Consider the following 26,476-nt stretch of genomic DNA (forward strand, 5'->3'; position numbering starts at 1 on the left):
CTAAATTATAAGTCAATGTTCCTAGGAAAAATTTTATAAAAAAAGATGCAGTCTTTTTTGCATCTTTCTTCAACTATGCTCTACTTCTTATTAAATGTGACTTCCTCTCTCTAAAAGCTCATGTACTTGCTCTTTGATGTCAGCAACAACCTTGTCATTCATACGCAAAAAAGGCCCTTAGCCATTGAAATACATCACAGTCCTGTACTTCAAATGGCCAAGAGCCTTCGGTTGTCTGATCAGCTATGTATGATTCAAACTATTCTCAGTTTTCTACTGTTTTCCTTATATTTAGACAAAAAAGAAACGCCATAAGAGGCGCTTCTTTTCCCGGGAAATGTTCTTATTGGGCAGAGAGCTTTAAATTGACGCCAACAGCAGTCCCGTTTCTCGAGGAGTCAGCCACTCCAGTAAAGGTTCCTGCTTTTCGATCAATGAGTAGAGCTTGAACATTTCCTATATCAATAGGCGAGTTGCCAAAACGATGCCCCATATCATTAAGCTTTGTTCTCACATCGAGAGGGACACCTACTTCATAACGATAAGAAGTTGGGCTGTTTGTATAAATCCTTGGTTCTTCAACTGCATCCTGAAGCTCCATGTCATATTCAAGCAAATTCAATATGGTTTGTGAAACAGAAGCAATGATGGTCGTTCCTCCCGGTGAACCTACTGTCATGACAGGCTCGTTATCTTTGAATATGATGGTCGGTGTCATACTGGATAATGGACGTTTATTCGGCTGAACTTCATTTGCTCCGCCAGGTCTTGCATCAAAATCTGTTAGTTCATTGTTTAAGAAAAATCCATATTCCGGGACGAGAATCCCTGTACCAAATAACTGTTCAATGGTTGTTGTGAATGACACAACATTTCCCCACTGATCGGCAACAGTAAAATGTGTGGTCTCACCAATGGTTTTATCTTCTGGCTGCGGGACAATAGGGGATGGGGTTTTTTCATCCTCATACGCCCATGGATCTCCTTCTTTCGGGTTACGATTCATTTGATCTAATTCAATAAGAGAGGCTCTTTCTGAAATGTAATCATCGTCTAATAGTCCTTTTAGTGGAACATCTACGAATTCGGGGTCGCCGGCATATGCAGCACGGTCAGCATAGGAGAGATGCATCGTTTCAGCAAGCAGCTGATATTTTTCGAATGATTTGGGGTCATATTGAGATAGGTTAAAGTGATCAAGTATTTTGAGCATTTGCAGCATAAACACCCCGCCTGAGCTTGGTGGAGGCATACTTGCAAGCTGATATCCTTTATAGTCTCCCCAGATAGGCTTGTCAGTCTTGACCTCATAACGATCAATGTCATCAGTTGTCATCGTTCCGCCAAAATCTTGGACTGTATTTGCAAGTGCCTTTGCTACTTTTCCTTCATAAAATGCTTTGCTTCCTTTTTTCGCAATGAGCTTAAATGTTTTTGCAAGACCTGGCTGAACTAGGAGGTCCCCTTCTTTGAGCGGCTGATCATCTGGAAGAAAGATTGGCGCTGCGGCCGTTTTTTTCAATTTTCCTTGATGATCATCAATGGCTTTTGCCAGGACAGAATCGATTTCAAATCCATCCTCTGCAAGCTGAATGGAAGGCTTAATCAATTCCTTCATCGAGCGGGTCCCCCACTTATCTAATGCCGCCTCAAGACCTTTTACAGTCCCTGGAACACCAACAGCATTACCGTGTGTGGATCGCTCAGCGAACGGGATGACTTCCCCCTCATCTGTTAAAAACATGTCTGGTGTTGCGCCTTGTGGTGCTCTTTCTCGACTATTGATGATGGATGTTTCTTTAGTCTTCCCATCATAAACCATCATAAATCCTCCGCCGCCAATTCCAGACATCATTGGCTCTGTCACATTCAGTGCGTACTGGATGGCAACAGCAGCGTCAACAGCGTTTCCACCTTTCTTTAATACATCTGCACCCACTTCTGATGCGAGCGGATGGGCAGTAGCCACCATGCCATCCTTCCCAACAGCTACTTTATTCCCATGAGTTTCGTTTGCAGTGACCTGACTGACAGGCAGAAAAAACGAGAAAACCAACAGACATATGGACAAAATAGTTAGAGAAATGCGTTTCATACACAACACCCCTTCCATATTCTTACTTTGACCTTACCGACTTCTTGACCAGAATACAATAGATTATTCTAAAATTTCTAAATTTTTCATTCTATCATCCTATATTCATCAAATATAAAGCGGATTTTCAAAACATATGACATACTTACTCAGTAGGGATAAAGACACTATACTTCCATGTATTTGATTTCACGGTATAATAAACACATCACAAAGGGGGAAGAATGATGAATCAGAAAAGCACCTTATTTTGGGAAACATATTGGGAAGAAAAATCAGAAAGTGCACCAATTGACGCGTCTGTTTCCGCTTGGGCATTTGGAGCAGACCCAGATCAATTGCTTGACCTTGTTCTGCAAGGGAAAAAAACAGCGACTTGTTCTGGACACCTTTTTTACGAAAAGGAACAGGAGCCGCTTCCAAAGGCAGGACAATATGCGGTCATTTTGGACAGCCATGACGAACCAAAAGCCATCATAGAGATCACGCATGTAGATGTCATGCCAATGAATGAGGTTCCAGAATCATTTGCACAAGCAGAAGGTGAAGGCGATCTTTCATATAACTATTGGTACAGAGCCCATCAAGAATTTTTTACAGAAGCACTCAAACCGTACGGATTAGAATTCAAAGAAGACATGCTCCTTGTTTGCGAGCGATTTAAACTTATTTATTCAGCTTCTTAAGCTTTAAGCGGCGCCAAAAATGGACCGCTTTTTTCATTTCTTTTCTCCTTTCTGAAAAAGGTGTGTTGAGAACACATCTTTAGGTCAGAATAAGATCAAATAGAAAAAGTGAAGAAATTTTCGACTACACCTGTTTTTTTTCGACAAAAGAATATATAATTATTTGATGTGTGCATTGTCTCATTTATACAATGGAGGGTTTTTACATGTTAAAAAGGAAAAAAGACAAGTTTTCCGTCTTGTTAACGGAAATTGCTAAAAATTTAGATGAAACTGCTGAGTATTTTGTTAGCTATAAAGTAACAAATCAAACCACTCTGAAAGAATTTTCTGACACATTGAAGGAATATGAGACAAAAGGTGATAATCATGTTCATACTATGATTAAAGAGCTGAACAAAGCCTTTATTACACCGATTGAACGTGAAGACATTCTTCAATTGACGAATAGCCTCGACGATGTTTTAGATGGAATTGAGCATTTTTCAGCGACAATGGAAATTTATTCAATGACAAGCTCTGACGAACATATCGACAAATTCAGCCACTACATCAGAGAATGTGCAAAGGAAATTTTAATTACAATCGATTTACTGGCTGAAAATCGCTTAAAAGATATTCAACCACACGCAATCAAAATCAAAGAGATCGAGCATAATTGTGACAATCTTTATCGTAAATCACTAAAGAACTTGTTTGGAAAAGAAACTGATCCAATCAAGGTCATTCAATACAAAGAAATTTACGAAACACTTGAAGAAATCGCTGATTCCTGTCAAAGTGTTGCCAACAATCTAGAAACAATCATTATGAAGAATGCGTAACGGGGTTAGTTAAACATGGACACATTACTCATCCTTACCATATTTATTGTCATTTGTGCACTTGCTTTTGATTTCATCAACGGATTTCACGATACAGCAAATGCCATTGCCACTTCGGTTTCAACAAAGGCGTTAAAGCCTAGACATGCTATTATTATGGCAGCGTTCATGAACTTCTTAGGAGCAATGACATTTACAGGTGTGGCAAAGTCCATCACAAAAGACATCGCAGATCCTTTTACACTTCAAAACGGTTCTGTTGTCATTTTGGCTGCTTTAATTGCGGCCATTACTTGGAACTTGCTTACTTGGTATTACGGGATTCCGAGTAGTTCTTCACATGCACTGATCGGATCAATCGCAGGAGCTGTTATTGCCTCTGCTGGTTTTGGCGCTTTAAACTATTCGGGATTCATTAAAATCATTCAAGCACTATTGCTTTCACCTATCCTAGCTTTCGTATTGGGATATATCGTGTATACCATTATCAAATTTGTATTCAGAAACAACAATCTCGCAAAAACAAATAAACAATTCCGACGTGTTCAAATTTTAACTGCTGCACTGCAATCGTATACCCACGGAACAAACGATGCGCAAAAAGCGATGGGAATTATTACGATGGCTTTAATTGCAGGTAATTTGCATACAACAGACGACATTCCTTTCTGGGTACAATTCTCTTGTGCGCTTGCAATGGGACTAGGTACTTCTATTGGCGGCTGGAAGATTATTAAAACAGTCGGCGGTAAAATTATGAAAATTCGTCCAGTAAACGGAGTATCTGCCGATTTAACGGGTGCAGCGATTATCTTCGGTGCGACATTTATTCACTTACCTGTTAGTACCACTCACGTGATCTCATCTTCTATTCTAGGTGTAGGTTCTGCACACAGAGTAAAAGGAGTAAACTGGGGTACGGCAAAACGCATGCTTGTCACTTGGGTGATCACATTACCGATTTCAGGAACTCTAGGGGCTCTTATATACTTTGTGTTAAATGCGATTATCTAATATCAAAGACCTGTCAGACAGGTCTTTTTTTATTTGCCCGCACACTTCAACACCTTGTTCCTACAAGGCATTTTTTCATGAAGCAGGGTTTCCAATCATATCCATAGAAATAAATAAGTATCCATCTGTCTATGGGAGAGAAGAACATGCTATTATTTTTTCAATTGACCGTGTGGTTATTGCTAGGTGCCCTTGCTGTATATGTATTTGCCGTATGGCGTTTTGAACAAAAAGTAAAAGAAAAGATGTTTGCCATTCGAAAAACGTGGTATTGGATTTATGTAGCTGGTGCTGTTGTGTACTGGACAAATGACCCTTCTTCAATCTTCACCGATTGGATGCACTACTTGATTATTGCTGTTTTTTTTGCATTAACCGATGCATTCATCTTTCTCAGCTCCTATATTAAAAAACTCGGAAATCACGAACTAGAAATCGACACCCACCAACTCCTAGAACAAAATAACGATCTACTTCATTCTTATCTCAACAAACTAAAAACGTACCAATACCTATTGAAAAACGAACCGATCCATGTATATTATGGAAGTGTAGAGGCATATATAGAGGGAATTGAACGGCTCATTTATTCTTTTGCCGACAAGATGAATATTCAAGCGGTTCTTTGTCCATACGATACGCAGGAACAAAAAGATGACCTGCTGCGGACACTTGACCAGCGAGCTCTTATTCAGGCGAAGCTTGACAGGCAGGAAGTCTATTACGATGATTTCGGCAAATTGGTGCTCATCCCGTTTTCTGTAGCAGATGATCACTTCGTCATTAAGCTTACCTCTGATGACATTGTCACTGAGTTCGACTATTTATTAATGACGTCACTTACAACAATTTATGACCTAATCTTGCCTGACGAAGAGGAAGGTGATGAAGATGGACCACGCACTTCAAGGGGATAACAACAATCGCAAGAAAAACCCTTTTAAGATTTTAAAGAAAAAGCAACATATCAGTATGGCGGATTACAAGGTAAGTCCCCATACAGAGCGTATTTTTAAAAAGAATGAACAGCTATTGGATGAGTATAAAAATAAAAGGGCTTGATTACACTAAAGGACGCGGAACAAAATCCGCGTCCTGCTTCCATTTTTACATAGACTTGCATACAATAATCTATACGTTGCAACGATTGAGGTGCCAATAAATGAAAAAGAAAATCAAACAATTGAGATATGTTCAGTTTGCTGAATATAAGTCGTCGCCTTATATGCGTCGATTAAATGAGCAAAGTGAAGCAGTCATCCAATCATACAAACAGAAACACTCACTTACTTAACAGCTTCAGAAGTTTTTCCTTCGTTTTAGGTCCGTATACCCCATCACTTGTCAGACCATTTACCAGCTGAAAACGCGCTACGGCGTTCGCCGTTTTTTCTCCGTAAACTCCGTCTATTCCTTTATTTGCAGCTGCTTTATCAGGATAAAAATAAACAGCAGCAAGCGCCTGTTGGACGAGGCGTACGTGCTCTCCCTTTGTCAATGGAGACGTCACCTTTAAAACCCCATCTGGCAGCTCATACGTGCTCTTTGCATCGTTACGATAAATTTTGAGAACCTGTCCAATTTGAATCTTATTCGGATCACTAATGTCATTCCACTTCTGTAAATCTTGAACTGTGACCCCATGAGCTTTCGCAATACTCGTTAACGTATCTCCGCTTTTCACGACATACGTGATGACCGGCTCCGGATCTTCTGCCGTTTCAATCCCTTTTTTAAATTCATCCCATGTAGAAAGAAGCTGGCGTGGACATGCTTTTCCAGACCAGTACTGATGTGTGACCACGTTTGCTAGCGGAATGTGATGTTCTTTTAATAGCTTTTGAATAAGCCATTGTGCATGTTTGACCGCTTGCTGAAAATTTCCATCTTCATTCTCACAAATTTCAATTCCGATCGACTTCCGGTTACCATTCCCATGTCCATCCCCTGCATGCCAGCCATTTTCATTTAACGGCAGATGCTGAAAGATTTCATGATCATCCACTGTAAAATGCCAGCTCACCTCTGTCGCTGGGCGTTTTACATAGGCCGCATGACTTTTCGCATCCGCTCCCTTTGACGTGTTTGCTGTGTTATGCACCGTCACATACTCTGGTGTCATCGCATATCCTGGGCGGTTTCCGTTTCCAACTGGAATAAAATCTTGATAAATTTGTACCATGTTCTGCACTCCCTTTTGCTAGATTGAATTGATCTTTCTCATCAATCGGTGGCGTTCGTAAGACAATACTTGTTTGTTTTCATGAGAAGACTATGGTAAAATTTGAATTCAATCACTCTTTTTAGTAGTGGAAAGTGCAAAAATACAGAAAAAAACAGGAATTACTTCCATTTTTCCTTGAATTTATGTTAAAATTGTTAAAAATAAGCCGATATAAAAAGTAAGTAATAGCTCAATTAGCTATTTAGTCCTATATGGGCTTTTCTTTTACGCCAAAAATAGAACATACGTTTGTATGGAGGTTTTTTAAATGACTGGTTTTTTAACCCATTTAGAAGAAGATATTAAGCGGTTATATGCTCAATTACAAATAAGCGGTCCCGCTTATAGAGAGATGCAAAGGATCGCTTCTGAATTTCATGTATGGGTCCACTACGAGGAGACTGGCAGCATGATGATCCAACATCAAGGTCTTTACAGTATTATATTAAACAGATCCCTATCACCTGAAGAACAATGGCAGGATTTTGCCCACGAGCTTTGTCATGTGCTAAAGCATACAGGCAATCATTTCAAAATGAACAAACTTTTTCGAGAACTGCAGGAGTTTCAGGCAAAACAATTCATGTATCACTTTTGTGTTCCAACCTTTATGCTGCTGCAAATGAAGCTTCCAACCCTTCGGCAGCAAGCCATTTTGCATATTGCTCAAACGTTTCACGTCACCAGAGCTTTTGCTGAAAAGCGGCTTGCCTTATTCGAACAGCGAAAAGCAGGCATTCGCTTTCAACAGGAGTTTACGTCTTATTTAATGAAAGCAGAAAAGGTCGCAGAAAAAGAAGCTGTTTATCAAACGTAAATCATCACATAAAACGATAATAGTTTATTCATAAAGGGCTAATACTTGTTTGAGTACATTTGTGTACCGATAAAATTGTTCAGTTTGTGTATCACGCCGGTAGCGACGCCTAAAGTCTTGAAAAAATGCTCTTCTTTGCGCCTGACTAATTTCAAGTTGTACACTTTTTCCCGTCAGACATTGGTTATTAATATTATCAGGATGTGTTCCAGAAAAACGATCAGATTCAGATAGAAGCAATGCGTGAAAGCCATTTAGCGTTAAACGTTTCACAGTTTCTGCCGCTCTTTCTCTGTCCGTACCTCCCACTAACGTTTGAAGCACCTCTGTTTCTCCGTAGCCATGGAGTGCAAACGTATAATGATGGTTATGCACATAAGAAAGACAAATTGGCTCATCAAAACGTGTACTTGTAATATGAAGAACATGATTGCCTTTTACTTTAAGGCCTTCAAATAGATACATAGAATAATCACTTGCTATTTCATGAATGAGCTCACTCACGCCGGATTCAATTCCTCCGGCATGCGGCGACAAAACCAGAAGCTGGTCACCTTTCCGCTCGTGAAGAATTCGATAATCAATTCCTATTCTTTCATGAGCGGAAAGCTCTTCATAACTTTGATACGTATCGATGATTTGTCTCATGTCATCTGCCCCATTTCTCTATATGAGCATAAGTCTACTGATCCCTTATTCTTTTGTAAAGAGGTTTCGAATCAAATACACCACTTGAATTCTTCCTTAAATTTTCCTTACATTTACGGCTTTCTGTTGAATTTTGAGAAAAAATGACCGATAATTGAAATGAATAGAACTTTTGGACTATATGAATCTTTTTGTATTCTCTCTCATAAATTAGAAATATTGTGATCTACATCTGGAGGAATTTTTCATGTTAAAAAAGAAAACCACCCTCATCCTTATCATCTTACTCCTTAGCTTCGCTGGCATTATTTATTGGAAATGCTTCTCTCTTCAAGGCGTGTCTCACGGAACATTCATCCGCTCGATTTCATCACCTGACGGAATGTACATCATCAACACCTATCAGCATAGCGGAGGAAAGCTAAAGGAAAACGCAGTTAGAGCAGAAATTGAAAACAAACTGACCCACCGTAAGAAGACGATTTACTGGAAATACCCTGACAAAGACCCTCTCATCAAATGGAAAAACGGACAGCTTGTTCAAATTGGACATGAGTTTTTAAATGTGGTGAAGGGCGACACGTATGATTATCGCTTTGATCAGAACAAGAGAAAATAGCGCATCAAAAAAACGAATCCCTCTTGGATTCGTTTTTTACGTTGACATCACATGCTGCATGAATTCTTTCATTTCTTTACTTACGATCGTCAATCGTTCCACAATTCCGCTAAACTCTGTTACAAGTAAAGCCTGTTCCGATGAAGAACCTTTCATGTGGTCCATACTTTCAAGTAATGTATGTATATTGGAGGAAATTCCTTGTAATGAGCTTTCGATGTTTTCTGTTGCACGTGAAGTTTCACTTGAAAGCTTTTGAACCTCACTTGCTACAACACTAAAACCAGCTCCCTCTTTTCCTGCCCTGGCCGCTTCAATTGACGCATTCAATCCTAGCAAACTCGTTTGTTTCGAGATGCCTTTAATCATTTTTGTAATATCGGCTGTTTGTTTCGAGCTTTCAAGTGTTTGCTGCGTTTGAAAGGTCATCTCCTCACTTGTAGCAGAAAGCTCCTCTGAATGTGCCGCCACCACGTGCACCTTTTCTTGAATACTTTGAATAATGTCATTTAATGATTCCATATACGCTTCAAGCTCTATTTGATTTTTGAGCGGAAATCCTAAAGCGAGGGCACCAATCACTTGCCCATTTTCATCAAAAATTGGCAATCCCATTGCATTTAATGGTACTCCATACACTGATTCAGGTACAAACATACTTGATGTCTCACCTCTCAGCGCTTTTTTCATATTCAGATCATCTGGTTTAATATGTTCACCAGCTCGAATTTGAAAATCAACATCTTTCGATGGCAAATACAGCAAAAATTTCTCTCGGTCAATGATACCCATCGTCACTTCATTTTTTAAAATCTGCATCATATAAGGTGCTGCTGTCACAATACTCTGTAGTATATCCAATTTCTCTACCCCCTTATGTTATTTATCGGTCGTCCTTCTTAAAATAATAGTTATTTTTTAAAAATAATGATGATGATTAAAGTTATTTCTCATATGTACGAGTAAAAAGAAGGAGATTCCCTCTCTATATTCAACAAAACGCAAATTTGCTATAATTTAAGCATCAACATATGATGAAATGGTCATGTAATCATTTTACTTTACATATTCATTGGAGGCGCATGTTGTGAGACAACCTATGACATATGAGCGGGCCATCGTCATTGGCGGCGGTATGACGGGAATGCTCGCTGCAAAAGTTTTATCAACGTTCTATCATCAAGTTTTCATTATCGAAAAGGACGAACTGCCAGACGCTCCTAAGAATCGTCTCGGCACTCCTCAAGCTTTTCATCCACATAGAATGCTGCCACTAGGCAAGCAAATAGTTGAACGTCTATTTCCTGGTTATACAAAAGAGTTACTGGCAATAGGCGGATTTAATACATGGCATCAAACCTCTCGATTTATCACAAAAGATGGTGAATTAACGCTTACCGATACCGAAGAAACAGCCGTCACAAGACGTGCCATGCTAGAGTGGGTGCTGATGCAAAGAATGATAAATGAGGAACGTGTACAGTTTTTAGAAAAACATGAAGCCATCTCACTTCAGTTTAAAGAGGGAACAAACCAAGTCATCGGACTGATCGTGAAAGATCGGCATGAAAAGCCAGGAAGCATTCGTGAAATGAAAGCAGACTTAGTGATCGATACATCTGGAAGAATGTCTAAATTGCCAAAATGGCTGAAGGATGCTGGAATGACCTTACCACAGACAGATGAATTAAGTGTGTCACTCGGTTACAGCACTAGATACTACCAAATACCACCAGAAGCGCCATACCAGCAATCAATGGTCGTCGTGGGTCAGCCAGACAGGCAAATTCCAACAGGACTGTTTGAACGCGTAGATCATGATTTAGTAGCTGTTCTTCTCTCTGCAGCTGGCGGATCACATTATCCAACAACGGATGCTGATCAATTTGATTCAGAAACAGCTGCACTCGCGCATCCCGCAATAGCAGATGCCATCACTCATTTAACGCCCTATACAAAACCAAAAGGGTTTAGAGTTCCTTCTTGCGTGAGACATCACTATGAGCAAATGCACGAATGGCCAAGTGGATTATTGGTGATGGGCGATGCCTTGTGTACATTAGATCCTATTCACGGGCAAGGAATGACAAAGGCCGCACTCGAAGCACAAGTTCTTGAGCGTATGCTCAAACAAGCACAAAAAAATAAGCAGCTATCTTTTGAAAAGGACACATTACAACAAATGCAGCATGCCAATGAACTTGGCTGGTGGCTTTGTGCGATTGCTGATATGGCGTGGGAAGGCGTTGAATTAAAAGGAGAAACAACCATTCCCCATTTGACGTTCGTACAAGGATTTTTAAATCGCTACGTACAATACGCTATACTAACAAAACAGCCTGAACGTCTTGAGGCGTATCACCAAATGCATTCTTTCTTAACAGAACCAAGAGACATCCTCAACTTAGAACAGCTGCATGACATGATTCAAGCCGACACTTCTGGCGAAACGGCTGAATGGTGGAGTCAGTGGAATCAAGAGGACGATGAACGCAATCGGGCTTTTTTCCATGAAGCGGTTCCTGACTTTCGTTTACAGCAACTACTGTCATTCAATTGAAACAAAAAAAGCCCCTTAATGGGGCTTTTTGATTAACGTAATAATTGAAGTACGTTTTGCGGCTGTTGGTTGGCTTGTGCTAGCATCGCTTGAGACGCTTGAGAAAGAATGTTGTTCTTTGTGAACTCACTCATTTCTTTCGCCATGTCAACGTCACGAATACGAGACTCAGCAGCTGTTAAGTTTTCAGCAGAAGCACCAAGGTTGTTGATTGTGTGCTCTAGGCGGTTTTGGACGGCACCAAGTTTAGAACGCTGGTCTGAAACTTGTTTGATCGCTCCATCAATAATTGCTAATTGATCGTTAAATCCACCTTCTTCATCTGCTGCAATTTCGGCGAAATCAGTTACTTTAATAGTAGAAACTGTTTTATCCTCAACTCCTAGTTTATCAGCAGACATTGCTTCAATATGAACTGACAATTGCTGCGCACCGTTAGCTCCAATTTGGAAAGTTAATTTCTTCGCTTCTCCGCCTTCTGGCTCAGCAGCAAAAGTACCATCAAGAAGTTTCTTTCCGTTGAATTCAGTACGGTCAGAAATACCGTTCTTATCTGTACCGTTCCCAATTTCCTGAACTAGTGCATCAATTTCTTCTTGAATCGCACCAAGATCTGTATCATCCTGAGTACCTGTGTTTCCAGCTTGTACGACTAGTTCACGTACACGTTGAAGGATTGAGTGAGTTTCAGTCAATGCACCCTCTGCCGTTTGAATAAGAGAGATACCGTCTTGAGCATTTTTCGTCGCCATTTCTAATCCGCGGATTTGTCCACGCATTTTTTCAGAGATGGCAAGACCTGCTGCGTCATCTCCTGCACGGTTGATTTTAAGACCAGAAGAAAGCTTCTCCATGTTCTTTTGTCCTGCTCCATTGTTTGCAGATAAACGGTTCAGTGTGTTAAGTGCTGCGATATTGTGGTTAATTCTCATGTTTCATGACCTCCATGTGTTTTGAACCAATTGAACATCCTTGTCCAAAAGTTCTAAATTAGAATTTTTTCGTAAGCCTTACAATCCATTTATCGAACTTTAATGGAATTTGTTTAACAAAAAAGGGATAAATAAGGTAAAAGCCTCATTCGTTATGATCATTTCGCTAGAGTATGCCAAATTTAAAGGTCATTTTTCATGATTTGTCAGAGGGATTTAAGAATCATAAGACTGGAGAAAATGCGAAAAAAACAGCATAAAAAAAAGCCCCATAAAAGGGGCTCTTCATTAACGTAGTAATTGAAGTACGTTTTGTGGTTGTTGGTTTGCTTGTGCAAGCATTGCTTGTGAAGCTTGAGAAAGAATGTTGTTCTTTGTGAACTCACTCATTTCTTTAGCCATATCAACGTCACGGATACGAGACTCAGCAGCTGTTAAGTTTTCACCAGAAGCACCAAGGTTGTTGATTGTGTGCTCTAGACGGTTTTGAACCGCACCTAGTTTAGAACGTTGATCTGAAACTTGTTTGATTGCATTATCAACGATATCTAATTGATCATTGAAACCACCTGCAGCACCTGCAGCAATAGTTGCAAAATCAGTTACTTTAAGAGCTGAAACTGTTTTAGTTGCATCAGTTGGATCTGTTCCAAGTTTATCAGCTGACATTGCTTTGATATTTACATCTAATTTCTGTGCTTTGTTTGCACCAATTTGGAAAGTTAATGTAGCTGTTTCAAAGTCACCATTTAACAATTTTTTACCGTTGAATTCAGTACGATCAGAGATACCATTTTTATCAGTACCGTTACCAATTTCTTGAACTAGATTATTGATTTCCTCTTGAATCGCACCAAGATCTGTATCGTCTTGTGTACCCGTGTTTCCAGCTTGAACCACTAGTTCACGAACACGTTGAAGGATTGAGTGAGTTTCAGTCAATGCACCCTCAGCTGTTTGGATAAGAGAGATACCGTCCTGTGCGTTTTTAGAAGCCATTTCTAATCCGCGGATTTGTCCACGCATTTTCTCAGAGATTGCAAGACCTGCTGCATCATCTCCTGCACGGTTGATTTTAAGACCAGAAGAAAGCTTCTCCATGTTCTTTTGGCTCGCACCGTTGTTTGCAGATAAGCGGTTCAATGTGTTAAGTGCTGCGATATTGTGATTAATTCTCATTTCCTATTACCTCCATGTATGCGGGACCTGACAGACATCCTTGTCTGAAAAAAGTCCTTGATTCTAGGGCTTAACAACCCTGACAATTCTTTTATCGGATTGTTTTATAGGAAGTTTAACATTTTTTAATATTTATTTATTAAATTATCAGTCTTAATTCATGATTTAGTTCTATGGAAAAGACGTATTGTGTGCTCCTTTTAAAATATTAGTTCTTCTCATCATATTATTTATTTAAAAAACAAGTGCGCACCAAGTGTGTCTCACATTGATATAATCAAGATCTGCTTTTTTCAATCATCAGTAGACATAAAAAAAGCCCCATAAAAGGGGCTCTTCATTAACGTAGTAATTGAAGTACGTTTTGTGGTTGTTGGTTTGCTTGTGCAAGCATTGCTTGTGAAGCTTGAGAAAGAATGTTGTTCTTTGTGAACTCACTCATTTCTTTAGCCATATCAACGTCACGGATACGAGACTCAGCAGCTGTTAAGTTTTCACCAGAAGCACCAAGGTTGTTGATTGTGTGCTCTAGACGGTTTTGAACTGCACCGAGTTTAGAACGTTGGTCAGATACTTGTTTGATAGCTCCATCAACGATATCTAATTGATCATCAAAAGAAAGTGCACCAGCAGCAGTCGGATCAGCAAATTGTGTTACATCGATGTCAGCTACTGCGTGGTCTGCAATAAGAGCACCAGTAGCGGGGTCAACTGCACCAAGTGCTGTAGAAGACATTGCTTCGATGTTCACATCTAATTTTTGTGCTTTATTTGCACCAATTTGGAAAGTTAATGATTTTGGTGTAGCACCAGCTGCGCTGAAAGAACCGTCAAGTAATTTCTTTCCGTTAAATTCTGTACGATCAGAGATACCGTTTTTGCCAGAACCGTCACCAATTTCTTGAACTAGGTTAGCGATTTCTTCTTGGATAGCACCAAGGTCTGTTTCATCTTGTGTACCCGTGTTTCCAGCTTGAACGACAAGCTCACGTACACGTTGAAGGATTGAGTGAGTTTCAGTCAATGCACCTTCAGCTGTTTGGATAAGTGAGATACCGTCTTGTGCGTTTTTAGTAGCCATTTCTAATCCGCGGATTTGTCCACGCATTTTCTCAGAGATTGCAAGACCTGCTGCGTCATCTCCTGCACGGTTGATTTTAAGACCAGAAGAAAGCTTCTCCATGTTCTTTTGGCTCGCACCGTTGTTTGCAGACAAACGGTTCAATGTGTTAAGTGCTGCGATATTGTGGTTAATTCTCATTTCCTATTACCTCCATGTATGCGGGACCTGACAGACGTCCTTGTCTGAAAAAAGTCCTTTATTCTAGGGCTTATCAACCCTGACAATTCTATTATCGGTCGTGGTTATAGGATGTTTAGCAGATTCTTTAAAAGATATCACATTTTTATCATGACGATGATCCTAATTTTAACAATTTTATAAAGACAAAAGCTGCTGATCTATCATCAGCAGCTTTACCATTTTATAAATATCAGTATTGCTTGATATCAAACATTAAGATATTTTGGTACACAACGTAATCTTTCTTACTAGTGAATGGTCCTTTATTGTGTTCATCATTGATTTCATAGAAGTTCATCCCAATTCCAAAGCTTCTTTCTTTGTACCAATTTAGAAAATCATTAATCTCTTTCATTGAAAGCAAATAATCCTTTTGCAGCCCGTTTATCATGGTAATTGAAAGTATACCTTTTGTTGCTTCTTCACCAGGTTTTGTTCCATCCTGATCTTTTGGTTCTTCGGTTGACCCATCACCAGGCTTTGTTCCATCCTGATCTTTTGGTTCTTCGGTTGACCCATCACCAGGCTTCGTTCCATCCTGATCTTTCGGTTCTTCTGTTGACCCATCACCAGGCTTTGTTCCATCCTGATCTTTTGGTTCTTCTGCTGAACCATCATCTGGTTTTGTTTCATCCTGATCCTTAGTGACTTTTTGCAGATCTTTTAATGGAATTGAGATAACAGATTTAAAAGTGTTTTTGACAGAATGACTACCAATTGACTCAGCATAATCTCTTCCACCAATGACATATAATTGATCATCAGCAATAACTGCTACAGATCCAACTCTGCCTTCAGGAATTTCATATAAAGAATCTTGGACTTGTCTAGTTTGTGGATCAAATATCTGAACTTGTTTTAATAACTTACTTGATCTATCTCCAATTTGCTGACCGCCAATCATAAATAATTTATGATTGTATGTCGCATAAGCAGCTTCATATGCAAAAGAATTTAACTGAACATCCTTTAACCGTTGCCACTTCCCTAGCGTCATATCATATTCTAATATATCTTTATCATTCGCTCGGCTAACGTTAGCCTCACCACCAGCAATATATAACTTTCCATTTATCTCCGAAATACTTCTACCCTGACGAGAAGCTAATTGAGAATTATCTAAACTTTCCCACTCTCCACTTATCGTATCATAGGAATAAAAATTTACTTGAGAGCTTGATAAAGATGCTACTATATAAATTTTTTCTCCAACTGTAACTGCTCTTAAGGAACCAGTTATATATGATGTATATATAAATTTTTCAGGCATCTTAATTGGTTCTTCTGTCCATTGATCTAGTTCTGTATCATAAACATCGATGGTTTTGTGAACTGTTTTAGTTGTATCAGTAAGGCCGCCAATGACATAGATTTTTTTACCTACTGTTGCGTAGGTAGCTCCTGTTTTTAATCTAGGCATACTTGTTTTTTCTGACCACAAATCAATTTTAGGATCATACATATATGTTGAATTGTTGAATTTAGACTGTTGACTTGCTCCACCGAATACATATATTTTCCCATCAACTACTCCTACACTTGCTCCGATTCGCTCTTCCGGTAAGTCTGCTCGCTTCGTTCAGCCATTTGTCTCTGCTGCATGAGCTTTTAACGGATGAATTGTGACCATCATAAAAATGGTCAAAAGCACTAAAAATAAACCTTTTTTCATCATTTTTTTCCTCCATATCTTAAATATCCCTCCTTTTATCGACATATTTGTAATAAAATTTAATTTTTATCATAATAAGCATTTCCTTCTATTTACCCTCACACATACATCACCGGTGTCGATATTTTAATAATTTTCCCGCCTCGACGATAAAATCTTGGGACGCGGCGGCTTAAGGTGGCGATGACTTCGTAGTTGATTGTATTGAGCATTTCAGCGATTTCATCGACAGAAATTTCTCCGCCCTTTTGACGGCCGTAAATGACGACTTCCTCGCCTTGCTTTGCTTTCATTTCTCCTAAACTGATCATCGTCATATCCATTGTGACTCGGCCAGCAATCGGCATTCGTTTTCCGCGGAAAAGCATAAATCCTCTATTGGATAAAGCACGTGAGTACCCATCTGCATAACCGATTGGTATGGTTGCTATAACTTCATCAGGTTTTGCTACATAGGTTGCACCATAGCTGACGGTCCTTGGCTTTGTCACCATTTCTTTCACGAACGCAATCCTTGCTTTTAAACTGAGAGCGGGCTCTAGCTTAACAGCGTCTAAACTCTCAATGTATTGCGAGGGGTACAGTCCATATAGCCCGATGCCGAGCCGAATCATATCTGCACTAAATTCAGGAAACGCGATGGCAGCTGCTGTATTGTTCATATGTACCGTAGGCAATGTAATGCCTTGTTTTTTTAAGAAACGAAGAAAATCAATAAAAATGCTGTGCTGAAGCAGTGTGAAATCAGGGTCAGGCTCATCCGCAGTGGAGAAATGCGTAAAAATCCCGTCCCATCTAAGGTTTTCACTCTTTTCAAGGGCTTCCACCACTCTTAACAGCTCTTCCTTCGTTCGTACACCTAATCGCCCCATACCTGTGTCGACATTGACATGAATCCCAAGCCGGCGCTGACTTTCTTCTTCCGCTAAGATCTCATTTGCTTGAACAATCCAGTCTTCACGAAGGCCTGAAAGGTCAATTCTCCAGGCTGCAGCCCTTTTCACACAGTCAAGCGGCGTAAATCCAAGGACCAGAATCGGTGCTTCAATTTTTGCTCTCCTCAATACAATGCCTTCTTCCAAGCTAGCAACTGCGAGCTCCGTCGCACCGCTCTCCAGTGCCTGCCGCGCTACCTCCACTGAACCGTGTCCATAAGCATTCGCCTTCACGACAGCCATGATCTTACTTTTCCTCGGAATATGCGCTTGAATGGCCCCGATATTTCTTTTAATCGCGTCAAGGTTGACTTCGATCCAAACTTCCCTACAAAGCTTTTTCATTTATTTTTCCTCCTCATCACATGAGAGTTCTTTCTATCTCCATGTTCGCTTTCGCGTCTAGTCTATCTTTATTCATTTTTGAGAAAAACATTCAACTACAATGACTGGACCTGCTTTGTCTTGTTACACATAAAAAAAGAAACCACATCAACTGTGATTTCTTCTCTATGAGCGATGATATTCAATTTCATCCGCAGATTTCATCATTGCATCAATATCATGATAAATCTCATGCAAATTTTCCCGTTCAGTTAAGTATTGAGCATTGCTCTTACGAACAGGCACATCAAATTGCAGGAAGTTGATTGTAATCGTGGATGATTCTTGGTCATTGTCATTCATTGTTAACCTTAATTCAAGCGTCGAGACCTCTTCTTTATCATCACTCTCAGCTGAATAATCAATAATCGGCACACCATCTTCTAATATCTCAACTTGTTTCAAATCTTTCAAGGAAAGCTCAGTGACTGCAAATCTATATTTTCTAGATGATCCGCCAGGTTGATGTTCAATAAAGCGCATTTTATTTAACTCATCATCAATCGCAAATCCCTTATCAACTTGCTCTGAAAAGATATATGTAGATGCCTGAAATCCATCTTCGTGAAAAAACATCATCATCTTATCTAATAATATGTTGGGATCATTCTGTTCTTTTCGTCTTTGTAATCTACCGGCTATGAATAAAATGACCAGTCCTCCGATGATGCTGAGAGCCGTTCCCAGTCCATTTCCTACTTCTACAAAAACAGTAAAACCTAAAATAGCAATCATAAAAGCAATGACAATGCCTATGATGAATATCACACAATGCTCCTCCTATCATGCCCCTTCATTTATAGTTTAGCCTTAGTATAGCATTTGAAGCAACGAGTCCTAGATGATTTAACCATAAAAACAGACCATAAATGTCTGTTTTCATTGACGTTCGATAAATTGTCTAAAAGATAGGCAGTAGGAATTCACACACCTTATCTTCGCCTTCCTCTTCTCTATATCGCTCTATAGTAGGTGCCTGACGCATGTTCAATTGATTGTTCTGAATATAGTCAGGTAATTGACTCCAAAACAAATTCACTTTTTCAGTTGTATGGCTCATTGTAAAAACAGCATACTTTCCCCCTTCAAAATGACCAGTCTGAACCATTTGATCATTAGAGAAATCTCTATTTGTCATGATCATGAGGTCATATCTGCATTTTTCAGGTAAAGTCCTTGCAGGATCATCTTGAGGAACCCCGTATATGCCATGTTTCTTTAATTCATCATTTAATTGATGTTTATTGATCCATTTTTTAAAATGCTTCATCATTTCTATATTCATTTTGCTTCCATACGGTCCTATATTCCTCATATACACCATCTTCATATTGCTTAATATTTCAATTTTGCAATTCATGATTTCCCTCCAACTCATATTGGAAGATTGGCCAATCATTCCTTACATCCAACGGTAACACCCTTTAAAATATAATGCAGTAAGTTATTAAAAATAATTGAATGTATGATGGAAAAACATAACAAGATTTCAATCTTTTAAAACAAAAAAGAACGGACATTGTCCGCCTAGTTGCTTTTTCTGAAGACTTAACATTGAGAAAAGCGACAATTAAATAAAAAAAGCCATTGAACAGGCTTTTTAAGTTTAAGCAAAATAAGCGATACTTGATGTATGTCCTCTTTGGGCTTCATTATGGATATCGTTTGATGAAACATAACTAAAAGCACCTAACACACTGACAATTATTAATACGGTTGCTACTGACTTAAATTTCATAAAGACAGTCTCCCCTTTTAATTTGGTGTTGGAAATATAGAATCTTCTCATAAAATTCGTTTGAGCGTTCTATATCTCCTGCTTTATTATAATGCTTCACTGCATCTTTCGCTAAATCTTCAAGATTTGCAAAAAAAGACTTTGATTCCAAATAAGCCATTGACTCTTTTATACGATTTTCATTGTTATCAATATAAAGTGATCTCATTATAACGAATGTATTGATAAAAATATCATCCTTTAATTTTTCAGCTAATTCAAGTCCATAGTTTAATGCATATAAACCTAAAGCTCTCTGATCATTTTTAAAATATGATTTTGTCAACATGACCAGCGGATCAAGAATTTTATTTAAATGCTCATATCCCTGTTCTTTAAACGAATGAATAGATTCATTAAAATATTTAATTGCAGTTGAAAGATCATTGTTATGAAAATAACTCAACCCTAAATTATAAAGTGCTGATCCTTTTAATCGTTTTGTTGAGTTGTCGGCGGCTTTTTCTAGTGCGTGTTGAAAATGAGGTATTGCTTTTTCGGGGCAGCCCATATCTATATAGTTTAACCCAATGACAAAAGAACATTGGATTTCTCTTACTGTGTATGTATCTTTTTCTCGATAACATTCTATTGCCTGTGCGATATGGTGCATCGACATATGGGTTTGTTTCATGTGGTAATAGATTTCTGCCATCTTGTAATTGAACTCGGCACGTTCAATATCGTCGCTGACAAGAGACAGCTTTTTTTCTGCCCGCTTATAGAAGGTAATCGCATTGAGGTATTCGTAGTTTTCAAATTCGTACATGCCGTAGAAAAAATTGAAGTAATACTCGAGCAATCCTGTTAATTTCTTTTGATCTTCATTGCGAGTTCCCTAAAGTTCGCCCGCTCTTTCCCATTTTCTAAAGGATTCAAGTAATCAAGCATTAATTTATGTCTGAACTCCATAAGTGAGAAATACAATAATAAATCCTGATTCTCTTCCATATGATCAAGCATTGATTTGATTTCTTCTTTATATGCTTCGGCGTCCGGTACGTTAAATCTTTGAATATGATAATACCATTCATTGATTTTCAAGCCCACGTGAGAAGAAAGCACTTTCTCCATCAGTCCTTACCCCTTCCTCTATTTTCCCTATAATGACATATATTATCATTTTGTGAATCGTCCGACACCGAAAAGAAACCGCAAAAATAAGAAAAAAGCTCCTGTAAAGAAGCCATGTGAGTGATCGTAATTTTGATAAGGAGGAATAACTGGGCTCGAATCAGCGCCCCCTGTTCTCTCTGAAATAAGATGATACAATCAGGTTTAGTTCTAACGAAATATGTACATCTAGTATATCCTTCACGTCATACTTGTTTTAATCGTTTCCATTTACGAATTTGAGTACGGAAATTTTTAAAAGGGGCAACGGTATTCACATGAATAAATTTATAAACTGGCCAAACAGCCTTTGCTGTAGCGTCATCCGCCCATTTTCGTTGATGAGGTTCAAACAATTCCTCTTCACTCATACGATCCAACATATCACAAATAGTTAAAACATTCTGTTTGAGCTGAGCTCTTAATGAGACTAGTGATTGGCAGGCATACTTCTCATTAAAAAGAGAATATAATATGCCAAGCTGATTCCATTTATAACCTTCTGCTGGCGTATGGACAACCTTTCCTTCAGTTTCGTCTTGCTCCCATTGAAGCAGCAGGGTTGTCCAACCAACTTGATAGGCCAAATTTTCTGCAGGAGTTCGGCTTACATCCTCTATTCGATCATCTTTCATTTCTTCTGGAATCATATCGAATTCTTCATCGTATTGATTGTACGTCTTCATGATTGCTTGCTTTAAAATATCCTTCGACTCATAGGTTGTCATATTATTCACCTCTAGTTCTTTTTGTGCAAATTTTTCTCGGAACATATCTTGCAAAAGTACAAAAAATAACTTGAGCTCATGATACTGAATTATTCTATCGCCTTCTGTTTTACAGTCTCTATTATAATCAAACTCTTAATCGAGCAAAAAAGCAATAGCATTTCTGGTTAAATGAAAGTATCACTCGTGTTTACTCCTAAAACAACAAAAGAGAGACAATACTTGTCTCCTTTAGGTGACTCTATTATTTTGTGAAATATTCCATTATTGCGCAAACTCAATAAAGAAAAGCTATAAAAGCGGCTGCGAAAAATGAAGACATTCCTTACGTTCCATCATAAACAAGCACCCAGTATCTCTCCCCAGGCTCCCCTTCTTAAGCAATAAAACCTCCCCGTTTTGATTGAAATGTGAATCAGCATGATTTAACTCGACACTTCTTCCTCTTTTCTACCTAATTTCATTGATAACTGAACGCCAATCATCAATGAGACAATGACGAGCATTGCGACAATGGAAGCTTGAAAATGTCCGCTTAGATCGAAAACCAAGCCAATGAAAAACGGACCAAACCCGCCCATGATGTATCCGCCCATCTGCGACATAGCGGACCATGTACCAGCTTCCTCCGGTGTACGCGTCTCAATAATGGGCAGCATAAGTGCTAAGGGAAATAATCCACCTGCCCCAATCCCTAGAAAAATGACGGCTGGCAAAATAGGCATTGGAAGTAGAAGGAAAATAAGGCCGATCAGCTCTGACACGCTGCATAAGATCAGAAATAATTTCGGTTTTCCTAAGCGAGTGACGACTCCTGGAACGAGTAGTGCCACCGGAATCTGAATCAGTGTAAATATCGTTAGCAGCATGGCGGCATACTGTGGACTATTTCCAAAACTAAGGGCGATGGGTGAAATCCATGCTGTTAACGAATAGAACATGCTGGACATAAAGCCAAAAAACAAGGTGAATTGAATGGCTTTTTTGTTTCGTAACGGTAGCCTTAGCGGCATGGCCGCATGATCAGCCTGTTGTTTTTTCCGAGCCAGCCCTAGCCATAAGATTAATGCGATCATCCCTAAAACCGCCCAGCAAGACAAGGCGAACGGAAGGTTATGCTCACTGCGAAGATAAATCGGAATGGTGAATCCGGAAGCAAGTGCTGCCCCAATCGTCATCGAAATAGAATAGACACTCACAATCCCCGGGCTTTTCGGAAAATACTTTTTGATAAAACTAGACAATAAAGGTCCTGCAAAGCTAATTCCAACTCCTCCTGCAAATGCAGTGATGAGAAGGATGGCAACCGTTTGACTCGTCCCACGTAATCCAGTAGCGATCGTGATGAGAAGAATCGAGAAAAAGAGGGTTCTCTCTAAACCAAAACGGCGGCTTAGTTTAGTTGCTACAGGTGCAAAGACCCCCATGCACAAGACCGGTAAAGTAGTTAGAAGACTTGCTGTCAGTGCACTGACACCAAGGTCTGTTTGGATCATGCTCATCATAGAAGCCACGGACGTAATAATTGGGCGCAAGTTTAGTGCAGCTAAAAATAAAGCGGCTAAATAAAATATTTTTTTCATCAATGCTCTTCTTCCTCTCTCATCTTGTTGAAGTTACTTTGAGTATAAATCTGCCGCAATCATTGATCAATACAATAATTCATATTATGATGATAGTAAAAAACTATTATTCATGAAAGGATGACAAATGGATACTCGTCATATTACATATTTCATGGCTGTATTCGATCATTTACATTTCACAAAAGCTGCTGAGCAATTAGGGATATCACAGCCTACATTAAGCCAACAGATCCGTCTGCTTGAAGCTGAAGTTGGGATGCCGCTCTTTGATCGAATCGGTAAAAAAGTCGTTGCAACCGAAGCTGGTTCTCTGCTTTATCAATATGGTATGAAAATGCTTCAAGCTGAAAGAGATGCGAAAAATGCGATGAAAGAACTGTTATCTGAAAAACGAGGAACCGTACGACTTGCAGTACTCCCCTCCGATCTTGACTTTCAGCTTGTTCCGCTATTTGTAGAATTTAAAACACTTTATCCCGAAACCAATCTGAAAGCATATTCAAATATCTTCGTGCGTGAAGAAGTCCTTTCACATAAAGTGGATCTCGGCATCGGGCTGCGAGGGCCTACGGATAAGCGCCTCGTTCAAATTCCACTTGGAAGTGAGCCCTACGAATTATTTGTTCATTCAGAAAGTGATCTAGCCCAAAAGAGTGAAGTGACATTGGAAGAGCTGACGCAGCATGCCTTGGTCATGTATCCGAAGGGATATCTAGGAAGGGATTTAGTAGATGACGTATGTAAAGAACAGGGTGTTGAACTGGACACCGTCATGGAAGTTGGGTCCGCATCTTCATTATTGCAGCTGGTTGAAGCCGGCATCGGTGCAACCATTCAGCCGCGAGGATTGCTGCAACATCATTCGACGTGGCCAAATATTGTTTCGATTCCTATTGCTGATCCGGCACCTGTTCGTCACTTAGAATTAACTTATTATGCAGATCGATTTGTCAGTAAAGCACAACAGCAACTATCTGAATGGCTGATAGACTTTTTCAAATCAAAAACAAACTAAAAAATGAGGGTAAAACATGAAGAATGCAAACAGCATATTTACAAGGACAAACCGGGTAGTTATTCGCCAATTTGATCTGCAAGATATTGAAGCATTCTAGCAGTATCGAGCAAATCCCTCTATTGCAACATATCAATCTTGAGAAAACTATACGTACGAAGAAGCTGAATCATTTGTTAAACATCAAATGACGCAAAAACCTAATCAACCGGGGACATGGTTTCAATACGCTATTGCCTTACCTGAATCCAATCAACTGATAGGAGATTGCGCCATTCACACACTTGCCAGTGAGCCTAGAAACGTTGAAATCGGATTTACTCTCCCACCTGAATATCAAGGAATGGGACTATCGTTTCTTCCTCATCATTGCGTTAGAAATGAGTTAGAGCAAGGACCATTAAAACAAATTTCGATAGATCCATCCATCAATTTCAACATCAATATCGAGTTCATTTATAAAAAAGGAAAATCCAAATCAGTTTTCATTGATCAACTCAAACAGTTTTTTCAAGAATTAGATCAAGCTACTTAAAAAAAGCCCTTTTTAGGGCTTTTTTTTCACTGGATGAATGTCTTCTCCCAAAAAGACGGTACGAGGCTCTCCACTATTCTCTAGAAACTCAGCAATTTCTTGCAGCTCTTGATTGATACGGTCATTCCTTGGCATATCTGGATTTAACAAAAGGATGGAGTGAATCGTTGTGGCTGCTTCATACAAGACATTTTGATCTTTTATCTGTATAATGCATTTTTTCATACGATCAAAAAACCATTCGATCTCTTCCATTTCTTCCATCGGATAATGTGCCATTTTGAAGAGATTCTGCTGACAAAGGTCTTGCCTCTCAAATATGAGATCAAGCTCTTCTTTACTGACATACAAATCCGAAGCTTCCTCCTCAATCTCAACTACCTCGACCATTGCATCTTCAGCTATATATAACTTCTCAATAAAATCATCGAAAGTAGCTGCCAGCTTAAAATCTACTTCCAGCTCTAAATCAAAATAGTGAATAGGAGGACGTTCCTTCGTTTCTCGGTAGTCCATTGCGATCCATGTATCTTCTTCTCCGCTGATGATAATAAGTCCCTCAGGCAGTTCCAATTCATCACTTAACTGGGGACTATTCATGATGCCATCATCTTTGGCGATTCCTCTTAGATGGTCAAATTGAACATGATCCTCAGCCCATGAATTCGGCTGTTCAGTTGGAAAAGCATTACGAACTGTAAAGCCGCCATTCCATTCTAAAATGAGCTTTTGTATGTATCAGGTAAAGTGACTCCAAGTGTTCCCTCTGCTTCACGAATTTGTTCCTCATCTATGTTTTTTATCGTAAAAGGACTCTCTTCTTCTTTTTCCCAGAATGATTTCAAAGTGGGTGCCTCCTCGTATCTATTGAGATAAGTATAACATTGACCAACGATTCATTTGCTCATTTTATACACTTACTGTCACTTTGAAATTGATATAATAAAAAGAAAGATCACAGGTCCATTTAACAGTGGACTCTCTATCATTATGTTAAAAACGAATCTAAGGAGCGACAAATGATGAAAAAGGTGTTTTTTCTTCTATTAGATGAGTATGCTGATTGGGAAGGTGCTTATTTAGCCTCTTCATTAAATCAAAAGGAAGATTGGTCAGTTTATACTATTTCTTTAGAGCAAATTGTTCGTTCAATAGGTGGTTTTAAAACAACTGTCGATTACATCATAGGATCAGAACCTGACCATTTTGATTTGCTCGTGATGATTGGTGGGAACTCCTGGGGTGATGACAGTAAAAAGCTTTTACATTTTGTTGAAAATACATTTCGTCAAAACATTCCGGTAGCGGCGATATGCGGAGCAGTGGATTATTTGGCGAAAAATGGATTGTTGAATCATCATAGCCATACGGGGAATTCTGCTGATTTATGGAGAGATGACGAACATTATGAACCGACCTGTGAGTTCATAGAGAAACAGGCGGTAAGAGATAAACAATTGGTCACCGCAAATGGAACTGCCCCGATTGAATTTACTAGTTTAACTTTAGAAATGATAGAATTTGATACTCCTGAGAACATTGAAAAAATAATATTTATGAATCGTTATGGTTTTTATGAATATTGTCATAAGTATGGAAATCCTTATGCTTAATAAAGGTAGAAGATATCTGTGAAGGTTTTATTATAGGCCTTGTTGTTTTAACATGTTTCCCAAAAAGAAAACAGACCTTCTTAAGGTCTGTCAGGCTGTCGAGAAAATCTCGACAGCTTTATTTTTTCCTTAAACTTTCCATCTCCTCATTTTATAATAGAGAAAAACCCACTTAAGGAAGGTGTTTTTCTCATGTTCCACACTAGAAATTCTTCTC

Annotated in this window: 23 protein-coding genes and 4 pseudogenes; 11 read left to right on the forward strand and 16 right to left on the reverse strand. The window is 39.1% G+C overall.

The genetic code is table 11. The features are described from left to right. Positions 1–343: 343 nt before the first annotated feature. Positions 344–2,095, reverse strand: a complete 1,752-nt coding sequence (gene ggt, locus C6Y03_RS03490) for a gamma-glutamyltransferase (RefSeq protein WP_106036719.1) — start codon at positions 2,093–2,095, stop codon at positions 344–346. Positions 2,096–2,322: 227 nt separating this feature from the next. On the opposite strand from ggt, the gene C6Y03_RS03495 reads away from it, so the two are divergent. The 5 genes from C6Y03_RS03495 (at position 2,323) to C6Y03_RS03515 (ending at position 5,681) form a co-directional block, all read left to right on the forward strand. Beyond that, positions 2,323–2,781, forward strand: a complete 459-nt coding sequence (locus tag C6Y03_RS03495) for an ASCH domain-containing protein (RefSeq protein ID WP_106031535.1) — start codon at positions 2,323–2,325, stop codon at positions 2,779–2,781. Between the two features lie 206 nt (positions 2,782–2,987). Then, a complete protein-coding gene (locus tag C6Y03_RS03500; RefSeq protein WP_003212390.1) occupies positions 2,988–3,605 on the forward strand; it encodes a DUF47 domain-containing protein in 618 nt (205 codons plus the stop codon). A gap of 15 nt (positions 3,606–3,620) precedes the next feature. Next, positions 3,621–4,619 (forward strand): inorganic phosphate transporter, encoded by a 999-nt coding sequence (locus tag C6Y03_RS03505; RefSeq protein ID WP_034663089.1) that lies wholly within the window; start codon positions 3,621–3,623, stop codon positions 4,617–4,619. 146 nt (positions 4,620–4,765) lie between these two features. After that, on the forward strand, positions 4,766–5,536 hold the full coding sequence (locus tag C6Y03_RS03510; RefSeq protein WP_106031534.1) for a type II toxin-antitoxin system SpoIISA family toxin: 771 nt from the start codon (positions 4,766–4,768) through the stop codon (positions 5,534–5,536). Next, positions 5,511–5,681: a type II toxin-antitoxin system SpoIISB family antitoxin gene (locus tag C6Y03_RS03515; protein WP_012009650.1), complete on the forward strand. Its 171-nt coding sequence runs from the start codon at positions 5,511–5,513 to the stop codon at positions 5,679–5,681. Before C6Y03_RS03510 ends, C6Y03_RS03515 begins: the two co-directional genes overlap by 26 nt. Positions 5,682–5,901: 220 nt before the next feature. Here the strand turns inward: C6Y03_RS03515 and C6Y03_RS03520 are convergent, their stop codons facing one another. Beyond that, entirely contained in the window at positions 5,902–6,801 is a 900-nt protein-coding gene (locus C6Y03_RS03520; protein ID WP_060596066.1) for an N-acetylmuramoyl-L-alanine amidase, read from the reverse strand. A 310-nt stretch (positions 6,802–7,111) separates the two neighbouring features. Between C6Y03_RS03520 and C6Y03_RS03525 the strand changes: the two genes are divergently transcribed. After that, entirely contained in the window at positions 7,112–7,660 is a 549-nt protein-coding gene (locus C6Y03_RS03525) for an ImmA/IrrE family metallo-endopeptidase (protein ID WP_060596065.1), read from the forward strand. Between the two features lie 24 nt (positions 7,661–7,684). Here C6Y03_RS03525 and C6Y03_RS03530 read toward each other — a convergent pair whose 3' ends face one another. Beyond that, positions 7,685–8,308, reverse strand: coding sequence for a poly-gamma-glutamate hydrolase family protein (locus tag C6Y03_RS03530; RefSeq protein WP_106038825.1), 624 nt, complete (start codon positions 8,306–8,308; stop codon positions 7,685–7,687). A gap of 247 nt (positions 8,309–8,555) precedes the next feature. On the opposite strand from C6Y03_RS03530, the gene C6Y03_RS03535 reads away from it, so the two are divergent. Next, a complete protein-coding gene (locus tag C6Y03_RS03535; protein ID WP_106038826.1) occupies positions 8,556–8,927 on the forward strand; it encodes a DUF5412 domain-containing protein in 372 nt (123 codons plus the stop codon). 36 nt (positions 8,928–8,963) lie between these two features. On the opposite strand, the gene C6Y03_RS03540 is transcribed toward C6Y03_RS03535, so the two are convergent. Beyond that, on the reverse strand, positions 8,964–9,788 hold the full coding sequence (locus C6Y03_RS03540; protein WP_106038827.1) for a methyl-accepting chemotaxis protein: 825 nt from the start codon (positions 9,786–9,788) through the stop codon (positions 8,964–8,966). 226 nt (positions 9,789–10,014) lie between these two features. Here C6Y03_RS03540 and C6Y03_RS03545 point away from each other — a divergent pair, with 226 nt between their 5' ends. Continuing rightward, positions 10,015–11,487 carry an FAD-dependent oxidoreductase gene (locus tag C6Y03_RS03545; RefSeq protein ID WP_106038828.1) on the forward strand — a complete coding sequence of 491 codons (1,473 nt, stop codon included), beginning with the start codon at positions 10,015–10,017 and terminating at the stop codon, positions 11,485–11,487. A 32-nt stretch (positions 11,488–11,519) separates the two neighbouring features. On the opposite strand, the gene hag (C6Y03_RS03550) is transcribed toward C6Y03_RS03545, so the two are convergent. The 11 genes and pseudogenes from hag (C6Y03_RS03550) to C6Y03_RS03595 form a co-directional block, all read right to left on the reverse strand. After that, positions 11,520–12,419 carry a flagellin Hag gene (gene hag, locus C6Y03_RS03550; protein ID WP_034623420.1) on the reverse strand — a complete coding sequence of 300 codons (900 nt, stop codon included), beginning with the start codon at positions 12,417–12,419 and terminating at the stop codon, positions 11,520–11,522. A gap of 288 nt (positions 12,420–12,707) precedes the next feature. Further along, entirely contained in the window at positions 12,708–13,598 is an 891-nt protein-coding gene (gene hag / locus C6Y03_RS03555) for a flagellin Hag (protein ID WP_106038829.1), read from the reverse strand. A 340-nt stretch (positions 13,599–13,938) separates the two neighbouring features. After that, positions 13,939–14,859, reverse strand: a complete 921-nt coding sequence (gene hag, locus C6Y03_RS03560; RefSeq protein WP_106038830.1) for a flagellin Hag — start codon at positions 14,857–14,859, stop codon at positions 13,939–13,941. A gap of 232 nt (positions 14,860–15,091) precedes the next feature. Then, a pseudogene (locus tag C6Y03_RS03565) lies at positions 15,092–16,573 on the reverse strand (Kelch repeat-containing protein). A gap of 98 nt (positions 16,574–16,671) precedes the next feature. Next, positions 16,672–17,853: an alanine racemase gene (gene alr / locus C6Y03_RS03570; RefSeq protein WP_106036714.1), complete on the reverse strand. Its 1,182-nt coding sequence runs from the start codon at positions 17,851–17,853 to the stop codon at positions 16,672–16,674. Positions 17,854–18,018: 165 nt separating this feature from the next. Beyond that, entirely contained in the window at positions 18,019–18,660 is a 642-nt protein-coding gene (locus C6Y03_RS03575; protein WP_106036713.1) for a hypothetical protein, read from the reverse strand. 133 nt (positions 18,661–18,793) lie between these two features. Further along, positions 18,794–19,252, reverse strand: a complete 459-nt coding sequence (locus C6Y03_RS03580; protein ID WP_106038831.1) for an AraC family transcriptional regulator — start codon at positions 19,250–19,252, stop codon at positions 18,794–18,796. A gap of 246 nt (positions 19,253–19,498) precedes the next feature. Continuing rightward, a complete protein-coding gene (locus tag C6Y03_RS19475; protein WP_262982390.1) occupies positions 19,499–19,630 on the reverse strand; it encodes a hypothetical protein in 132 nt (43 codons plus the stop codon). Beyond that, positions 19,620–20,743: pseudogene (locus tag C6Y03_RS03585) on the reverse strand (response regulator aspartate phosphatase). Before C6Y03_RS03585 ends, C6Y03_RS19475 begins: the two are co-directional and overlap by 11 nt. A gap of 245 nt (positions 20,744–20,988) precedes the next feature. After that, positions 20,989–21,510, reverse strand: coding sequence for a ClbS/DfsB family four-helix bundle protein (locus C6Y03_RS03590; RefSeq protein ID WP_034663133.1), 522 nt, complete (start codon positions 21,508–21,510; stop codon positions 20,989–20,991). A 425-nt stretch (positions 21,511–21,935) separates the two neighbouring features. Beyond that, the gene (locus C6Y03_RS03595) at positions 21,936–23,093 is read right to left on the reverse strand and encodes an MFS transporter (protein ID WP_106038832.1); all 1,158 of its coding nucleotides are present in this window, start codon (positions 23,091–23,093) and stop codon (positions 21,936–21,938) included. 127 nt (positions 23,094–23,220) lie between these two features. On the opposite strand from C6Y03_RS03595, the gene C6Y03_RS03600 reads away from it, so the two are divergent. Together C6Y03_RS03600 and C6Y03_RS19575 are read left to right on the forward strand one after the other, a co-directional pair. Beyond that, positions 23,221–24,111 (forward strand): LysR family transcriptional regulator, encoded by an 891-nt coding sequence (locus C6Y03_RS03600; RefSeq protein ID WP_106038833.1) that lies wholly within the window; start codon positions 23,221–23,223, stop codon positions 24,109–24,111. A 16-nt stretch (positions 24,112–24,127) separates the two neighbouring features. After that, positions 24,128–24,460 (forward strand): annotated as a pseudogene (locus tag C6Y03_RS19575) (GNAT family N-acetyltransferase); the annotation flags it as partial. Between the two features lie 198 nt (positions 24,461–24,658). Here the strand turns inward: C6Y03_RS19575 and C6Y03_RS03610 are convergent. Further along, positions 24,659–25,491, reverse strand: a pseudogene (locus C6Y03_RS03610) (SMI1/KNR4 family protein). A gap of 177 nt (positions 25,492–25,668) precedes the next feature. On the opposite strand from C6Y03_RS03610, the gene C6Y03_RS03615 reads away from it, so the two are divergent. Further along, positions 25,669–26,259 (forward strand): type 1 glutamine amidotransferase family protein, encoded by a 591-nt coding sequence (locus C6Y03_RS03615; RefSeq protein ID WP_106038834.1) that lies wholly within the window; start codon positions 25,669–25,671, stop codon positions 26,257–26,259. Positions 26,260–26,476: the final 217 nt, after the last annotated feature.

The sequence above is a fragment of the Bacillus sp. LNXM65 genome, assembly GCF_002998575.1.
Lineage (GTDB): Bacteria > Bacillota > Bacilli > Bacillales > Bacillaceae > Bacillus.

Excerpts from the sequence above, each read along its gene's own strand:
- ggt (WP_106036719.1), bottom strand. The coding sequence starts at position 2,095 with ATGAAACGCATTTCTCTAACTATTTTGTCCATATGTCTGTTGGTTTTC.
- C6Y03_RS03495 (WP_106031535.1), top strand. The coding sequence starts at position 2,323 with ATGAATCAGAAAAGCACCTTATTTTGGGAAACATATTGGGAAGAAAAA.
- C6Y03_RS03500 (WP_003212390.1), top strand. The coding sequence starts at position 2,988 with ATGTTAAAAAGGAAAAAAGACAAGTTTTCCGTCTTGTTAACGGAAATT.
- C6Y03_RS03505 (WP_034663089.1), top strand. The coding sequence starts at position 3,621 with ATGGACACATTACTCATCCTTACCATATTTATTGTCATTTGTGCACTT.
- C6Y03_RS03510 (WP_106031534.1), top strand. The coding sequence starts at position 4,766 with ATGCTATTATTTTTTCAATTGACCGTGTGGTTATTGCTAGGTGCCCTT.
- C6Y03_RS03515 (WP_012009650.1), top strand. The coding sequence starts at position 5,511 with ATGGACCACGCACTTCAAGGGGATAACAACAATCGCAAGAAAAACCCT.
- C6Y03_RS03520 (WP_060596066.1), bottom strand. The coding sequence starts at position 6,801 with ATGGTACAAATTTATCAAGATTTTATTCCAGTTGGAAACGGAAACCGC.
- C6Y03_RS03525 (WP_060596065.1), top strand. The coding sequence starts at position 7,112 with ATGACTGGTTTTTTAACCCATTTAGAAGAAGATATTAAGCGGTTATAT.
- C6Y03_RS03530 (WP_106038825.1), bottom strand. The coding sequence starts at position 8,308 with ATGAGACAAATCATCGATACGTATCAAAGTTATGAAGAGCTTTCCGCT.
- C6Y03_RS03535 (WP_106038826.1), top strand. The coding sequence starts at position 8,556 with ATGTTAAAAAAGAAAACCACCCTCATCCTTATCATCTTACTCCTTAGC.
- hag (WP_034623420.1), bottom strand. The coding sequence starts at position 12,419 with ATGAGAATTAACCACAATATCGCAGCACTTAACACACTGAACCGTTTA.
- hag (WP_106038829.1), bottom strand. The coding sequence starts at position 13,598 with ATGAGAATTAATCACAATATCGCAGCACTTAACACATTGAACCGCTTA.
- hag (WP_106038830.1), bottom strand. The coding sequence starts at position 14,859 with ATGAGAATTAACCACAATATCGCAGCACTTAACACATTGAACCGTTTG.
- alr (WP_106036714.1), bottom strand. The coding sequence starts at position 17,853 with ATGAAAAAGCTTTGTAGGGAAGTTTGGATCGAAGTCAACCTTGACGCG.
- C6Y03_RS03580 (WP_106038831.1), bottom strand. The coding sequence starts at position 19,252 with ATGAATTGCAAAATTGAAATATTAAGCAATATGAAGATGGTGTATATG.
- C6Y03_RS19475 (WP_262982390.1), bottom strand. The coding sequence starts at position 19,630 with ATGAAATTTAAGTCAGTAGCAACCGTATTAATAATTGTCAGTGTGTTA.
- C6Y03_RS03590 (WP_034663133.1), bottom strand. The coding sequence starts at position 21,510 with ATGACAACCTATGAGTCGAAGGATATTTTAAAGCAAGCAATCATGAAG.
- C6Y03_RS03595 (WP_106038832.1), bottom strand. The coding sequence starts at position 23,093 with ATGAAAAAAATATTTTATTTAGCCGCTTTATTTTTAGCTGCACTAAAC.
- C6Y03_RS03600 (WP_106038833.1), top strand. The coding sequence starts at position 23,221 with ATGGATACTCGTCATATTACATATTTCATGGCTGTATTCGATCATTTA.
- C6Y03_RS03615 (WP_106038834.1), top strand. The coding sequence starts at position 25,669 with ATGAAAAAGGTGTTTTTTCTTCTATTAGATGAGTATGCTGATTGGGAA.